Annotated in this window: 17 protein-coding genes; 5 read left to right on the plus strand and 12 right to left on the minus strand. The window is 50.6% G+C overall.

What is annotated here, in order from left to right; all coding sequences use genetic code 11:
- Window positions 1-69: 69 nt before the first annotated feature.
- Genes OS112_07735 through OS112_07760 form a run of 6 tightly spaced genes read right to left on the minus strand, consistent with a single transcriptional unit; the run spans window position 70 to window position 6,365 of the window.
- Entirely contained in the window at window positions 70-1,152 is a 1,083-nt protein-coding gene (locus OS112_07735) for a glycosyltransferase family 4 protein (GenBank protein ID WAC04352.1), read from the minus strand.
- Window positions 1,153-1,163: 11 nt separating this feature from the next.
- Window positions 1,164-1,865 carry a methyltransferase domain-containing protein gene (locus tag OS112_07740; GenBank protein WAC04353.1) on the minus strand — a complete coding sequence of 234 codons (702 nt, stop codon included), beginning with the start codon at window positions 1,863-1,865 and terminating at the stop codon, window positions 1,164-1,166.
- A 21-nt stretch (window positions 1,866-1,886) separates the two neighbouring features.
- Complete coding sequence (locus tag OS112_07745) at window positions 1,887-2,975, minus strand: DNA topoisomerase IV subunit A (protein ID WAC04354.1); 1,089 nt, start codon at window positions 2,973-2,975, stop codon at window positions 1,887-1,889.
- The gene (locus OS112_07750) at window positions 2,968-4,770 is read right to left on the minus strand and encodes a DNA topoisomerase VI subunit B (GenBank protein WAC04355.1); all 1,803 of its coding nucleotides are present in this window, start codon (window positions 4,768-4,770) and stop codon (window positions 2,968-2,970) included. Before OS112_07750 ends, OS112_07745 begins: the two co-directional genes overlap by 8 nt.
- Window positions 4,757-6,013, minus strand: coding sequence for a histidine--tRNA ligase (gene hisS / locus OS112_07755; protein ID WAC04356.1), 1,257 nt, complete (start codon window positions 6,011-6,013; stop codon window positions 4,757-4,759). The genes OS112_07750 and hisS overlap by 14 nt, the downstream gene beginning before the upstream one ends.
- Before the next feature lie 37 nt (window positions 6,014-6,050).
- Window positions 6,051-6,365 (minus strand): ABC transporter permease, encoded by a 315-nt coding sequence (locus tag OS112_07760; GenBank protein ID WAC04357.1) that lies wholly within the window; start codon window positions 6,363-6,365, stop codon window positions 6,051-6,053.
- Window positions 6,366-6,416: 51 nt separating this feature from the next.
- Here OS112_07760 and larB point away from each other — a divergent pair, with 51 nt between their 5' ends.
- The 3 genes from larB to OS112_07775 are packed head-to-tail and all read left to right on the plus strand — an operon-like array spanning window position 6,417 to window position 9,047.
- Window positions 6,417-7,193: a nickel pincer cofactor biosynthesis protein LarB gene (larB, locus tag OS112_07765; GenBank protein WAC04358.1), complete on the plus strand. Its 777-nt coding sequence runs from the start codon at window positions 6,417-6,419 to the stop codon at window positions 7,191-7,193.
- Complete coding sequence (locus OS112_07770) at window positions 7,190-7,696, plus strand: nicotinamide-nucleotide adenylyltransferase (protein WAC04359.1); 507 nt, start codon at window positions 7,190-7,192, stop codon at window positions 7,694-7,696. Before larB ends, OS112_07770 begins: the two co-directional genes overlap by 4 nt.
- 55 nt (window positions 7,697-7,751) lie before the next feature.
- Entirely contained in the window at window positions 7,752-9,047 is a 1,296-nt protein-coding gene (locus OS112_07775; GenBank protein ID WAC04360.1) for a hypothetical protein, read from the plus strand.
- Window positions 9,048-9,264: 217 nt separating this feature from the next.
- Here the strand turns inward: OS112_07775 and OS112_07780 are convergent, their stop codons facing one another.
- Window positions 9,265-9,450 (minus strand): hypothetical protein, encoded by a 186-nt coding sequence (locus tag OS112_07780; protein ID WAC04361.1) that lies wholly within the window; start codon window positions 9,448-9,450, stop codon window positions 9,265-9,267.
- Between the two features lie 109 nt (window positions 9,451-9,559).
- Window positions 9,560-10,309 (minus strand): metallophosphoesterase, encoded by a 750-nt coding sequence (locus OS112_07785; GenBank protein ID WAC04362.1) that lies wholly within the window; start codon window positions 10,307-10,309, stop codon window positions 9,560-9,562.
- Between the two features lie 216 nt (window positions 10,310-10,525).
- Here OS112_07785 and OS112_07790 point away from each other — a divergent pair, with 216 nt between their 5' ends.
- The gene (locus OS112_07790) at window positions 10,526-10,999 is read left to right on the plus strand and encodes a hypothetical protein (protein ID WAC04363.1); all 474 of its coding nucleotides are present in this window, start codon (window positions 10,526-10,528) and stop codon (window positions 10,997-10,999) included.
- A gap of 216 nt (window positions 11,000-11,215) precedes the next feature.
- Here the strand turns inward: OS112_07790 and OS112_07795 are convergent, their stop codons facing one another.
- The 4 genes from OS112_07795 to OS112_07810 form a co-directional block, all read right to left on the minus strand.
- Complete coding sequence (locus tag OS112_07795) at window positions 11,216-11,491, minus strand: hypothetical protein (GenBank protein WAC04364.1); 276 nt, start codon at window positions 11,489-11,491, stop codon at window positions 11,216-11,218.
- On the minus strand, window positions 11,491-11,724 hold the full coding sequence (locus OS112_07800) for a hypothetical protein (GenBank protein ID WAC04365.1): 234 nt from the start codon (window positions 11,722-11,724) through the stop codon (window positions 11,491-11,493). The genes OS112_07795 and OS112_07800 overlap by 1 nt, the downstream gene beginning before the upstream one ends.
- Window positions 11,725-12,499: 775 nt before the next feature.
- Window positions 12,500-12,820, minus strand: a complete 321-nt coding sequence (locus OS112_07805) for a hypothetical protein (protein WAC04366.1) — start codon at window positions 12,818-12,820, stop codon at window positions 12,500-12,502.
- A gap of 208 nt (window positions 12,821-13,028) precedes the next feature.
- Window positions 13,029-14,198 (minus strand): redox-regulated ATPase YchF, encoded by a 1,170-nt coding sequence (locus OS112_07810; protein ID WAC04367.1) that lies wholly within the window; start codon window positions 14,196-14,198, stop codon window positions 13,029-13,031.
- Between the two features lie 93 nt (window positions 14,199-14,291).
- On the opposite strand from OS112_07810, the gene OS112_07815 reads away from it, so the two are divergent.
- Window positions 14,292-14,882 carry a hypothetical protein gene (locus OS112_07815; protein ID WAC04368.1) on the plus strand — a complete coding sequence of 197 codons (591 nt, stop codon included), beginning with the start codon at window positions 14,292-14,294 and terminating at the stop codon, window positions 14,880-14,882.
- The last annotated feature ends 2 nt before the right edge of the window (window positions 14,883-14,884 follow it).

The raw sequence follows: 14,884 nt of genomic DNA on the forward strand, positions 1-14,884 counted from the left end.
TCTCTGAAATTGATAAAATTCTTTCCTGTGATACATACCAATGGTGGCAGAAATATACTGCATGCCTTATTACCTGATCAGCAACCTGTGGACATTAATCAGCTGTTCTATCAATATACGGTGATCATACCGTTCAAGCACTGTGATTCTGCCCTGCTTCCCCATCTCTTCGCGCGACTCCGTATTATTGTGTATCCAAACAACAGCATCATGCAGGGATTTTACATCCAGTACAGGAACGATAAGTCCGTTTTTTCCGTCTTCAACAATCTCAGGACACCCCCCAACATCTGTGGTTATAGCCGGGATGCCGCAGGCAAATGCTTCCATCACCGATGTCGGAACCGCCTCTGTGTGAGTGGGTAATACAAGACAATCTGCGGCATTCATCCATGTTCGCACTTCTTCAGGGATCTTTTCACCGACGAATCTGCAATTATCAGGATACACAGGAACACTCCTACCTGAACCGACAAATATGAACAGGAGATCCGGGCACTGCCGTGCAACTTTCAGGAGTTCATTGATTCCCTTTGACGGGTGAAGTCTTCCTACGAACAGAAAAATGGTCGCTTCTGCAGGGAGACCAAGAGATTTCCGTGATTGTTCTTTAGAGCCGGGTGAGAAGAATTCTGTATCAACCCCGGTATGGATCGCGGAGATGGTCTCAGGGTTACCACCGATATCAATAAGGACACGCCGCATCTCTTCACTCGCTGTGACAACATGCGCCGCATGCTTCAGCATGGCGTGGGTGAGTGCCATGTTGAAGCGGTTTTTGAATGGATAAATCCGGGCATCATCCCCATGGAACTTGAGAACAAGCGGAACATTCTGCCTCCTGAAATAGGCAGGGATCAGGCTGCTATGAGGGATATATTCCGCCTGAAGAATATCCGGAGTTGTATCCCGTGCCAGAACCATTGACTGATAGTAAAACGGCACATAGCCAATGACTGATGAAGAACTCTTGACGGCTTTTTTTACAGCAATGCCACGGGTTTCAAGGTCCCTGACCATCTGCCTGATGAAACTTCCCCGCCAATCGCCGTCATATGCCGGATACATGTTCGCAAAGAGGCCGAGAGTGTAGTGTGTCACTTGGTCACCCCATTGATGCAGATACTTTTTTTGTGTTCCCGCAAGGTGCATTATCCATAAGCTCACTTCACCAGAACGAGTAGCGAATATCCGCCAAACATTCTCACAGTAAAGTCCTGGGCAACTGGAAATAATAACCGCCTCGGGATTTTCAGGAGCCGATCCTTCATACCATAGTCCCTTGGCAGGGAATATCCCGCAGTATAGGAATAATCGATTATCTCATAACCGAGATCGCGCAATACCTGCAGTGCCAGATCCTTTGAAAAGAAATGCAAATGACCGACTTTTTTCCTCTGCCCGAGTAAAAATTTCTGGTGCATCACTGCCAAGACGAACATCTCAAGGGGGATATGGAGAATCTTGTACCGGCTTTTTTGTTTTAATTCGCGGAGGAACTCTAAATAATCTTCAAGATGTTCAATGAGATCGATGAGCAGAATAAGATCACAGTTAGTTCCCCTTTCCTCTGTGAAATTTTTGAGGCGGAAGCACAATCGTTCATTTTTCCGCTGCTGGCACAATTCGTATGCCTGCGGGGAGATCTCGTAACCGGTAAACATGCACGAAGACGGCATCAGTTTCTGAAGCTGGTTCAGTATTTCCCCGGAGCCGCACCCCACTTCGCAGATGGTCTTTGGTTCGAGCCGGTGCTTCTGAATTATCTTAAAGATCAGGTCCGCTTTCCAGGGAGCATCCTCCACATCCCACGTGGGATTGTGTTTTTGGTATTCACCATCAAGGTACATGTCACCGACGTTCATCCTGCCTCCCTGAAATTTTGATTAAATTATCCCCATCTCACTCAACCGTGCCGGCAGATACTTCTTTGTCACAAAGTCAAGCCCGCGGGCAGCGAACGCCTGCTGTTCTGACTTCAGTCCCATATCAATCTGCAAATTTATCTGTTTTTTCCAGTAATCGTTGGCAAACCGTGGATCGGTCAGTTCCGCATTCAATGCTTCCACATCTTTCTCTGACAGTTTATCGGAAGGAAGGTTGTAGTCACGGATATCGCTCGGCTGTAACCCCAGGAATTGTGCCTTTGGCGTTGCCAGCATCTCTGACATGTGGGCGCTCTTGATCGCCCCGTACGCAACCGAAGCATAAATCCGGTATGACCACGGGTCCCCATCCGTAAAAACAAGGACCGGGAGGTCCCATGTTGTGCTGATCTTGTTGAGCATTCTCCGGGTTGAGCGGGCCGGCTGACCTTTCAGGTGGACGAGTATTGCATTGTACTCTTCATCAAACCCGTTCTCGATCAGCCGGTCATACATACCGCCGGTTTCCAGCGCGATTACAAACTTCGCATCATGGTCCACAAACTCGATGTTTTCAACATTGTTAGGGATCGTATATCCTGCCTGCCCGACATCATCCTGGCAGTGAATTGATCGCAGTCCCCTGCGCGTCTCTTCCTTAATCCTCATCGGGCCGTAAATAGACGCCCCATTCTCCTCTGGGTGGAGGTGGAACCCCTCGCGCGGGACCTCGGAGATGATCTCGAGGTCTTCGATAAGGAAATTACTTTCCTCTTGCGCGCCGAACTTTGCCCGCTTCCAGCCTTCAGAAATGTAATACATCTCTCTTAACGTTGAAGAACGGTTCTCGATCAGCTGCTGCTTCACAAAACCGATCACGTACGCCATCTTTAAAAGATGCGTCGCGCTCTTCGCGGTCGCCGCTGTACGCAGGCTCTCTTTGTCCCCGTACTTCCAGACCTCGCTTGCATCATCGTACTCGATATTGTATTTCGTGCGCGTCGGAAGGGAGATAGAGGGGATCTCACCTGCCTTCATCTGGTCGTACCATGCCGAGGCAATGGCAAGCAACGCTTTCATCGACTTTTTGTCAAGCTCGTCTTTAGACATCGAGATCCACCACCATTTTCTTATTGTCTTCGATGCCCCTGATGTCCAGCATGCCCCCGCCTTTACCACTGTATGTAACACGCCATATTTTCTGGGGCGGGACAACAACCTTCCAGACTTTTGTAAACTGTCCTTCCACATCGGTCACGAAGTCAGGTTTGGGGCTTGCACCGGCAGCATTGTCATGCGATATGTCATACACAGAGATCTCACCGTCATGACCGGCATAGTTTATGACCTCGATGATCACGTTTCCATCGCGCGTCGATTTTTTCGCGATCAGCTTGCGCATGAGTTTTCCTTCAATCGGAGATGTTTCGACAAGTGGTTTTTCCACAATCTCGCTGACCTTTGCCGCAAGCTCCGGAATGATCGCGCACACCGCACGCGCCCTGTCCTCGGCAAGCTTGTTTTTGTCCCTGCGGGAGAGGAAATTCTTAAGGTCACGCCCGAGGTCCTGCAGGGCGAGCACGATCTCTTTTTCGATCTCGGGAATGCTCGCGATCGCGTCCTTACTCTCGCTGGTGAAGGGAACGTTTGTTGATGCGACATGGACAAGGATCAGGATTGGTCCGACTGGCAGGCCCTGCTGGGAAATGTTGTATGCTTTCCAGTTAACATTTGAAATACATCCCGTAATCGCGCATGCGCCCTGCTGGTACATGAGGGGAACGCGGTTTGCAAACCGGAGGATTATTGCGTTACCTTCCGGCGGCAGTTTACCCCCGTATCCTATTGCTGCCTCAACCATGAACGAATGGCCGGAGAAGACCGAGCTCGGGCGGGTACGGGCAGCAACAAAGTCCATCTGGAACTCCTTATCCAGCCCGCGGCGTATGAGTTCCTCTCCAATTGGGGAGAGACACTGTGATGACGGGGGGGCGGGGACCGCAACTCCCTGCATTGCCCCATGCAGCGCCTTGAGGTGATCAGTTGAAAGCCCCTTTACCTTAACCGTCCCTTTCAGGCCAGCCTTATCACACATCTCCTGCGCGGACTTCTTGCCCACCCGGCTGAAACCCTCCACAAGGAATTCGAGGAGTTTTTCTTCGCTGGCAGCCGCCATTCGCTTCAGCTGCCCGAACTCAATCCCGTGCGGGTGCGGCTGGATTGCCTCGGGACATGCAATCACTTCCTGGCTTACCCGCTCAAATGTGAACGATTCATCATCGAGCTCCACCCGGAACCGCGCGTGGGGGTTCACAATCGAGGTGTACCTGAGATACTCAAGGAGCTTCTTCTTTGCTGACATTGTGCTCTTGAACTCAATCTGCACACGCGTCCCATGGATCCGGTCCCAGTCATACTGCTTCTCTGAGATGATGTCAGGTTCGTTGGTCTCGATTTTTATCTGGATCTCGAATCTGGATGCAGGTTCCTTCCCACCAGTGCGCGAGATGACAATCGTGGGAACGCCGCTTGTCAGCTGAGCGTAGAGCACTGCTGCCGAAATGCCAATCCCCTGCTGCCCGCGCGTCTGCCGGATCTGGTGGAACCGTGATCCATAGAGCAGCTTGCCGAACACAAAGGGAACCTGGGCAGGCACGATCCCGGGGCCATTGTCTTCCACGATAATCCGGAAGATATCGTTGCCGGTCTTTTTGATGCTGATATAAATATCAGGGAGTACCTGCGCTTCCTCGCAGGCGTCAAGTGCGTTGTCTACCGCTTCCTTGATGGTGGTAATTACGCCGCGGGTTGGTGAATCAAAACCCAAAAGGTGTTTATTCTTCTCGAAAAATTCTGCGACACTGATGCTGCGCTGCTGCTTGGCAAGCTCGTCAGCGAGCACCATGTGCTGACACCTCGGCGATTGCCTCTTTTAGTTCCATAATTTTCTGCTCGCCGGTCTGAAGGTTCTTCACCGTCACGTTCCCTTGCTCGGTCTCGCGCCTGCCAATAACAACAGCAAAATCAGCCGACTTTGATGCATGGGCGATCTGGGCGCCAAGCCCGCGCTCCATCAGGTCCATCTCTGCCCGGATGCCAGCTGCGCGGAATGCGCGGGCAACTTCCAGCGCGCGCTTCCGGCCCTCATCCGTACAGATAACCGCTACAACCGTGTCTTTTTCGTGCTTTAAATCGCCAAGCGAGACCATGACCCGGTCAAACCCGATTGCAAACCCGCATGACGCGGCATCGTCGCCCCCGAAGAGATGAGCAAGGCGATATGCCCCGCCGCCGAGGATCTGGTTCTCCGCACCCAAGTTCGGTGCAAAACATTCAAAGACCATTCCCGTATAATAATCGAGGCCCCGAACGATCCCGAAATTCAGGCTGTATTTGACGTCATATGCATCCAGCAGATCGAGTGTCTGCCCGATGCGCTCTTGTTCCGGGATCATGCCGGTAATCCCCAATACCTCATCGAGCGTCCGGGCTTCTATTAAGTTTTTTAAATTATTTCCGAGATCGTCAAGGAGGTGAGGGTCATCGGCAGTTTTTTGCAGGGTACGTATCGTCGCTTCCAGCTCGTCAAAGTTCCTCTTGTCAAGGTGCGCCATGATCTGCCGTTGGGCAGTGAGACCGAGACCATGGAGCAGATTTTTTAATAACGAGAGGTGCCCGACCTTGAGGTCATATGAAACTCCTGTCGCGTTGAGCATATCTGCGGCAAGCATGATCACCTCGGCATCGGCAAACGCGGTATCCGCCCCGATCAGTTCGACACCGAACTGCCAGAACTGCCGGTACCGCCCTTTTTGCGGGCGTTCGTACCGGAAGCAGTCGGCATAATAACACCAGCGGATGGGTTTTGGCGCAACCTTCGCCTCGTTGACATACATCCGTATGACTGCAGCCGTGATCTCCGGACGCAGTGCAAGCTTCCTGCCTCCTTTATCCTCAAACACGTACATTTCCTCAACGATGCCCTCTCCTGACCGCATGGTAAAAAGTTCAAGGTCTTCAAACTCGGGCGTACAGACTTCACGATATCCCCAGCGGCGCGCAACATCGCGCAGGCGCCATTCGATACTCCTTCGCGTTTCCATCTCATCTGGTAAAAAATCCCGGGTCCCTCGTGGTTTCTGGAGCATTTTTTTAAATCCCTATTGATTATTATTTCCCGCTACATTATTTCTTATTCGCCCTGTTGACCGGTGCACTGCCACAAAAACGCTGGAAAGCGCCTTGGCCACCCCAGACCTTTTCCCGGAGCATCTTTCCCTGAAGGTAGAGCGCGGCGAGGATCAGCCCGAGGCCAAGCAGTTCCATCATGAATATACCGCACGCTAACCCGAACATCGATAGAGCCCCGTACGCAACGCCCCGGTATGCAGCTGCCCTGTACCCGGGAAGCCCTGTCCGGTAATAGATGCGTGCGTCGCGCAGCCATAGGAAAATGACAGCAGCAGTTCCGAGAAATGCCACATAGACGAGGTATGTCATGGCAATGAACTAAATTATTATACGCCACTCCATATCTGTATTATTACAACAATGCCGCCAAATCCAAACCTCAGAGATCTGCTCGCACGCTACAAAAGAGGCGAGATCTCGCTTGATGATGCTGCAGAAGAGATCGATGGGCTTCGTCTCGAAAAAGTCGGGGAGTTCGCATGCATCGATATCGGGCGGGTGGTTCGCTGCGGCATGCCCGAAGTAGTCCTTGCAGAAGGTAAGACACCCGATCATCTTGCCGGGATTGCAATCCGGCACGCACATGCTGCGGGACGTTGTGTTGTGACCCGGATCAGTGCAGCGCAGGCAGAAAGAGTACAGGAGTGCGTCCATTCCACGGGACTTGCGTGTGAATACCGTGTGGAAGGGCATGTGCTTATTGTTTCGAATGGTAGTGCGCCGAGGCTGACAGGAGGTATCGTCGCCATCATAACTGCTGGTACTTCAGATATCTGGGTTGCGGAAGAGGCGAAGATCATTGCTGAGGAGATGGGGTGTGTTGTCCGTACAGCCTATGATGTAGGCGCTGCTGGCATACACCGTCTCTTCCCTGCATTAAAACCACTTCTTGATGCGCACACATTTATTGTCTGTGCAGGGCGTGAAGGGACCCTTCCTGCTATTGTTGCCGGACTGGTTGACAAACCGGTAATCGGAGTACCTGTCAGCTCGGGATACGGATACATGGGCAAAGGAAGGGCTGCACTTGCAAGCATGCTCCAGTCATGTTCCGTGATTGCAGTTGTCAATATCGATGCGGGCTTTGTAGCGGGATCTTTTGCTGCACGCATTGCAAATATGGGGGTACGACCATGAAAAGGGGATTTTATATCGGAAGGTTCCAGCCATACCATAGCGGGCACCAGTCGGTGCTCGAACATATTGCTGAAGAGGTAGATGAGATCATTATCGGTATCGGAAGCGCCCAGCTCTCCCATACGGTTGATAACCCGTTCACCGCGGGAGAACGCGTGCTCATGATTACGCAGGCACTTACAGCGCTTTCCTGCCCGTTCTATGTCATCCCCATCGAGGACATAAAAAGAAATGCGCTCTGGGTCGCCCATGTCCGGTCCATGACTCCTCCGTTTGATCTCTGTTACTCGTCAAATCCGCTTGTCGTGCAGCTTTTCAAGGAGGCGGGGATCAGGGTCCTGTCACCGTCAATGTATGAGCGGGATACCCACAGCGGAACCGAGATCCGCCATCGCATGCTCACCAATAAACAGTGGAAAACCCTTGTGCCACCTGCGGTTGTTCAGGTGATTAAAGAGATTGGCGGTGTAGACAGACTCCGTCGGATTGCACAGGATGACTGAAATAAATGTATGAAGGGAGCGGCGCAAAAAGCAACCGACGAATTGGGGGATTTGTATGCTCGAAGGATTGAAAAAGATCTTCCAAAGCAAAAAACCCGACCCACTTATCATCAGATTTGAAGATATCCCTGTATATCTTGACAAACGTAACCATGCGATTACCGGAATTCTCCAAAAAGATGCTGATATACCGATGCAGACAATCCGTGCGGCGGTTCATGACCTCGGGCATATTGTCCAGATGCTGCATGCTGCAGAGTTTAATACCGGGATCCACCCGAAGTTAAAAAGTATCGCAAAAAACACACTTCCCCAGTATGCAAAGGCAATGGAGACAGCACTATCAAAACCGCTTCCTGACGATGTTGAAGAGTTCTACACTGCAGCAACCGAGATTCTTAAAGTGTGCATCAACAGTTCGCACAGCCAGGGAAAATACCTCCAGACCGTATTTCCTGAAGAGATGAAATCCGTCCGGACCGGGATCGACGCAATCGGGCGGGAGATCAATACGATGACCAGGTCCCTTGCTGCATACCGAAAAGAACTGGCGTTTATTAAGGAGGCAGAGAAAACGCATCGGGCGGTTGTGGATATTTATACCGACACAGAAAAATCTCATACAAAAGAGAACCGGATCGTGCAGAGGATCACGGAGATCCAGAACCGGATCGAGACGTGCAGGCAGGAGATCCAGAGTCTGGAAACCGATGATGCACAGCATACGATTTCAGAACAGAAGCGCGACCTTGAGATACTGACAAAAGAGAGGGAGAGAATCGTAAGGAGGTATGCGGTTCTCTCCATGACTGCGGCTCATGTGCTGCGAAAAGCAGAAAAAATCGCTGTTAAACAACACAATACCCAAGATGCAGTGGTTCTCCAACATTCCCTTGATCTTCTCTCAGATCATACAATTCCTGACATCTCCGACCTCACGTCTTCTTTAAGTTCTGCCTGCTCTGTCGCTGAACGCATGATCGGGAAAGGTGAGGTGGTCCTCAAGAACAAGGAAGAGCGGGCACTTTTTTCTGACACGGCTGGTTTCGTGACTGAGATCAGTGCCCTTTCAAAAGGATATGCAGAACAGGCACAGCAGTGCGATGCAGCAGAACAAACACTCCGTGTACACCCGATCATTGTCCGGTCTCAAAATCTCGTACGGGAAAAAAATCAGCTGGAAATTGTCCTAAAAAAAGAGATCCAGTCCCGGGTAGAACTGGCCAACTGGCGAAACGATCTGGAAAAAAGTATCCCTTCGCTGCAGCAGAGTCTGGAAAAAACGTTAAGGGATCTATCCGGAAGCGACGTGCAGCTTCAGTATCCCATGACCATTGCCTCTTCACCGTGAGGGGGCGGTGAAGATAGAGGATATTAATACTCTTCGAATTCGGTTTCATCCGTGAGGGTGAATTCCTCATCGATGCGCTGGATTAACCGGTTGAGGGTATCACGTGTGATATCTTCTTCAAAGACCATCTTGGTTATGATTTACCACCTGAATACGGCCCTGTGTTCTCTGCTTTACAGCCTGCGTTCACCATTTTGCAGCATAAAGATTTTTCATGTTATTTATGCGTGAAATCTTCAAGCTCGCGCTGATCATCAGGGAATTCCGAAGGCCAGCCATAGCAGTCACGCAGCATTCTTGCAATGACATCGCTGATGGTCATCTTCCCCTGTTTCAACGTAAGCAACGCCTCATACACGTCGGGGTCAATCTTAATGGATCGCCCCATACCTGCACGAGGCATGATTACCACTGGGTGGTCATCATTTATAAACATTCCCTAAAACAGGGAAAAATCAATTGGATCTTAATAATACTCCTCCGTCCTGTCCCTTCATCCGATACATCCATTTTCAGATGACCCGGATAAAGTTAAAGGATTTAAAATCAGTAAAAGCAAATTCCATGTGCTCGCCGGAGCATGCTCCGATACGCATGAGCGACGGCATATCAAGCGACACCTGTGCTACCTGAAGGCCATTGAGATCCTGCCCTCCGTTCACGACCGCTGAATACTCCAGGGCGGTTTTTTTTATCCCTTCGGGTGTTTTCTGGCAACAGAGGGATGTATGCTGGTGCCCGCAGCACATGTGGACAAGGCCGCGTGAGCGAAGCGCTAAAAACGCCATCTCGGGCGTGTAATGATAACCGGTAAAGAAATCTCCTGCCACACGATCGAGTCGCTGCCAGCACTTGAGGTGAAGTGTGGATGAGTCAAGGTCCAGCGGCCCCCCATGTACAAAGAGCATATCGCTGCAAACCCATTCCATCGGGATCCCGGTAAAAATGGAGAGCAGGGGCGACCCACGGATTTGTTCATGCCGGTAGGTGCTCGCTGCATCGCTCCCGCTCACCTGTATCCCATTCAGGAACGCATGGTCATGGTTGCCCATGATCGATACCAGCCGGAATTCTTTTGAGAGCGTGTGGATAATCTCAAGAGCTTCTCCGGGGTGATTACCACGGTGGAGAATATCTCCAAGGTTCACAACGCCATCGATGGTGCCAAAGTGATTGGAGAACGCCGGTTTTTTGATCCACATACGAAGTGCTGCTATGGCAGATGCATCAGCGTGCACGTCAGAAAATACCACAATGCCCATAACGGTTGATAATTCTTTGGCAGTGCATATTCATATAAACAAGGGATCCGGGATGTGAGACGGGACATCTGCCAATATCATTTTTTTTAAGACGGTGCAAAACGGATATGTTCATAGCATATGGATTCAAATATTTACTGGAAATATCGATAAACACGGGTAAAAGAGAATATTAAAAATGGTTTATCTGGTGATGCACAAGGAGGATCAGATCCCATGGAAGGATTTCTTCGCGATTATATCGAAAGAATAAAACCGGATTTTAAGAATATCTCCCCAAATGTTTCCCACGAGATTGCATCCGCTTTCCTCACATTCAAGTTCGGGCTCTACCAGAACACGATAAAGGAATGCAGGCTTGCACTTTCCCAGCTCCCCGATGAAGGGACATTTGGTGCTTTAAGAAAAGCCCTGCAGATTGTCCAGTTCAACGCAGAAAACCTTGAAAACGGATTGGTTATTGCTGACACCAGGTCATCTTTTTCCGACACCGAAAAAAAGATTTTGGCGATAAATCCTCCACGGGACAAAATCGAAGATCCCGCTTCGCTGGAACTGGACAACGCCCTTATCCTGATTTACGCCGTAGCAAAGAACAATTCAACCGATGATGAACAAGCGCTGGACGAACACCAGAAATTTGTTGTAAAGATCCTTACTTCCTACAAATCAGCGCTTGGCATTGTATAGGCCCCTCGCATACTGGCTGGTATCGGCATCGGGGAAGGTGGCTTTCTTTCATCATCGGAATTTTTCTGCAGGCGACGCTGGTTGCGGTGATGTAGTGGAGCGGCAAGTGGAAGAAGGTGGTGCTGGGATGAGAAGACGGCACATAAGAACGAGGAATTCCGGAATTTTTTTGAATAGAGCAGTTGTCACAAATTATGTATCCATGACCTGAGGAGATCAATAATCCATGCCGGTCTTTTTTCTCCGGATCGAGATCACCTCAATGATCAGCCGGTTGTGGTGGATGAAGAACGTGACCCGGTAATTGCCGGAGCGCATCCGGTACCGCGGAATATCTTTTAGCGAATCTTTGACTTTCCGGACATCGTACCGTTTGTAGTCAAGATTCTCTGCGAACCCTTCAAGGTCGTCCAGAACGCGGGCGATGAGTTCTTTTGGGATAATGGCGATCTGCTTCTCTACGCGGTGCGGGATCCGGATCTCGTACGGCATCAGATCCCCAGCTCGTCCCTGACAGCCTTCAGCGACTTTACCCGCCCGGCCCTGATATCTTCCAGGCTTGCTTTCATGTCCTCGATCTCCTCATCGGACAGCGGCTCGTCGTCATACGCCATCGTCACCAGTCGTCCGATCACATCCTCGTAACTTTCCTTTTTATGATGCTTCAGGTCGTCGAGGAGCTCCTTGGTCTGGTGCGAGATCCTGATCGTGGTCATGGCGGACATATACAAATGTATACACAGGTATATGAGATATACATTTGCGCCTTCACGTGAGTGCAGGTATTGCAGATCCCTAGACATCCGATCTCTCCGACGGTAACATCAGGGGATGATCTTCCTGCCGGGCGATTCTGTGCCCCTGAACAAGTCTTATTCCGGAAAAACCAAGTCTTATTCGCTTGAAAACAGGTCTTTTTTCGCACTGTACCGACGGTGTTCGAAAATGCTCTTTTAGGTCCTTTCCAGTGGCGGATCTGCGTTCAGGTTACCTATGGTATGGTTGAAACGGGAAAAACCCCACTTTTCACCCTGAAGTCCGGATTTTTCACCATCGGACACCGACGAGGATTTTTGGTATAAGTCAGGCAAGTGTCTGACAACCCACACGTACGGGGAGCTATGAAAAGCCTGGGAGAGAGCAGTACTTTTCCGGCCGGCACTCTCCGACGGTGGCAAAATCCGGAGCGTGTCCCCGAGGTATCATCCGTCCCCGGATTCCGGGCATAATTCGCAAAAAACCGGGCATAATTCCCGCTTTTCCATCATTTCTCCGACGTAAAAATCAGGACGCAAATAGCGCTAATTGCGGGCACGATCTCAGGCCGGATCGTATATTGGGATTGTGGAAGGCGAAAGATGATGCGTTTTAGGGTGTTATTGCTGTTGCACAGGAAATGAAGGTTGTTAATATGGAACTTCCATCAAAGCAGGAGAACTGAATTATTGTGCATACACGAATTTAATAAATTCTAAAAAAATGAGAGATCAGGAGTTGTTCTCATAGCGAATCGATGCTGATGCCTGAGAAGTCCTGTGCCATCTCTTTGATATCTTTGACCCCGAAAGCGGTCTGCACGGCGTTTATCTCCAGCTGAACCGCCACATCGCAGACATAATCGAGGATATCGACCGAGAGCTCTTTTTTGATCTTGCTCTTTTTAATCTGGTCGAGCAGGTGCGCCATCTTCTCCGGGCTTTCCATCCGGAGCTTGGCAAGGCTCATGACACACATGTAGATCCGGGTTAAGTTCCTGTCCGTACCGGTGATGGTGTCAAAGAAGTTCTTAATCACCTGCGCCTGGTATATCTCTCCAGCCATTACCCACCTCCTACCTTGTCTTGAGGGTAATTTCTTTGTTATTAATCATCTGCTTAAAAGGCTTCCGGTAAAAACGGGGTTTGAACGGGAAAAACTGCAAAATTTTGGGATTTTTTTAAAGAACGCGGCGGATTTGTCAGACAAACGGATGACGATCGTCAGACTGCACCCGAAACCCGCCGCACCAGTATCGCTTGCGGCAAATGGTCTATTTCGCCGCGCTCACGATCTTGATAATGTCACCGTCTTTTAACGGGTGACTCTCCTTGATCCGCATCTTTGTCTTCGCATCGATCGCGTACAGGAATCCCTTGCCGATATCCGTGTGCACCTGGTATGCAAGATCATGTGGCGTGGAACCTCTGCGCATCAGGAAGGCATCCGGCAGTACATCCCCCTGCTTGTTGCAGAAATGGTTCTCATCCTCCACCGGGTAAACGACAATCATATCGAGGAGTTCGAAAACAGCACGGTTGATCGCCTGCTGGACACCGGTGCCTTTGCACTGTTTCATTACTTCCGCAATCTTTACTAGACCGGCTTTCTGGGCAGGAGAGAGCGAAGCTTCATTGGCAACCTTGAACTGCTCATCGCCCGGCAGGTACTGTATCACATGGGCAGCCGCCGCATTGCGCAGCGCCAGCTCTGATGCCGCGCTGGCAAACGCAACCTTCTGTGCGGCAAGTTTTATGCGCAAAGATTCAGGCGCCTCATCAAACTTGTTACCCACGACCAGCATGGGTTTTGAGATCTTCACGATCTCTGCACAAAGCGGGACGAGATCTTCAATCGTCGCATGTACAAGATCAAGTTTGAGCTTCAGTTCCACGTCACGCACATCCTCGGTCGTGATACCAAGGCCGGTGAACGTCTCGGCAATGCCCTGCTCTATCGCGGCACCCTTCCCCTGCGACTGGCGGTTGATCCGGGTCCAGTGCTTGTCGAGGATCCCGTGGACCCACATCGTCATCTCAAACAGGAGGAATTTGACATCCACTTCCGGATCATGGTTGCCGACACCCACGGGATTTCCTTCGCTGTCCGTCCCGCCGCTTGCATCGATGATGTGCAGGACTGCATTTGCCTGCCGGAGGCTGTCGAGGAACTGGTTGCCAAGCCCCTTGCCCTTGTGTGCGTCAGGCACGAGCCCGGCAACATCGATAAGGTTGACAGCAACGAACCGGTTGCCATCTGTGCAGTGCCTGCACTTGACCTTCAGGTCAGCACAGGCACACTTCGTCCGTATATAGGCAACGCCAAAATTCGGGTTGATGGTAGTGAAAGGGTAGTTGGCAATCTCGGCATGTGCCATTGTGGCAGCCTTGAAAAAGGTCGATTTTCCGCAGTTGGGTTTTCCTGCAAGCGCTAAAGTAATCATTGATCTTCCCTCTTTTGATATTTACTATGGGATACCGGAAACATGCAATGCAATCTGACAAAGCTTTTCTTGCCTGTTTATTAAAATGTAAGTATGGCGTTTGTTCAAAAATCAATATTTTATTTTGATAACCCCGGGGAATCAAATACCGATAACGCAATCCGTTTCGCTATAAAGCGTGCAAATGAACTGGCAATTAAAAAAATTGTTGTCGCGAGCACATCCGGTTCAACCGCAAAAAAATGTCATGAGGCGCTGAAAGGGACGGGACTCGATCTTATCGTAGTAACCCACGTCGTGGGATTTTCCAAACCCGGTGAATGGGAGTTTGATGCAGCGTCAGCCGTCCAACTAAGGAAGGAAGGTGTTGTAATTGTCACTGGTACTCATGCATTGTCCGGCCTTGAACGGGTAATATCGAGGTCACCGAGGATAGGGGGGGGTTCGCGCACTGAAGCGATCGCCGAAGCACTCCGCCGCGTGGTCGCTGTCGGGTTGAAAGTTGCGGTGGAATGCGTCCTTATCGCCGCAGATAATGGAGCTGTTGATGTACATGAGGAAGTAATCGCATTAGGGGGGACGAACAGCGGTGCGGACACGGTCTGTGTCATCCGTCCTGCACATACAGCAAACTTCTTTGACCTCCAGGTACGGGAGATCGTTGCCATGCCACGGGTTCGCTGATC

The sequence above is a fragment of the Methanoregula sp. genome (genome assembly GCA_026625165.1).
Lineage (GTDB): Archaea > Halobacteriota > Methanomicrobia > Methanomicrobiales > Methanospirillaceae > MVRE01.